This window comes from Methylobacterium nigriterrae, from assembly GCF_037106235.1.
Taxonomy (GTDB): Bacteria; Pseudomonadota; Alphaproteobacteria; order Rhizobiales; family Beijerinckiaceae; genus Methylobacterium; species Methylobacterium nigriterrae.
Map to the genome: position 1 here is coordinate 1 of NZ_JBAWTG010000891.1, position 269 is coordinate 269.

1 protein-coding gene is annotated in these 269 nt (G+C 58.0%); it reads left to right on the plus strand.

Going from position 1 to position 269, the window contains the following annotated elements; all coding sequences use genetic code 11:
• A partial coding sequence (locus tag WDW90_RS39575; protein WP_488803339.1) for a hypothetical protein occupies nt 1–269 on the plus strand: 269 nt, incomplete at both ends.

Consider the following 269-nt stretch of genomic DNA (forward strand, 5'->3'; position numbering starts at 1 on the left):
TGTTCCCGCACCAAAACCGCATGCGCACCATGACCGGCCTGCTCGGCTTCTACCAACGCTCCGGTTTGCAGAAGGTCGCGCGCTCCATCGGCGTGATGAACCTGTTCCCGGATACGCTGGTGACCATGGAGCGTGTGCTGCCGCAGGTGCCGATGGTGAAGGAAATGAAAAACCGGCCGGAGTTCCTGCCTTCCATCGCGCCATTGCAGAAGCGTGTGGCATTCTTCACAGGCTGTCTCATGGACACCATGTTCCTGGAAACAAATAAC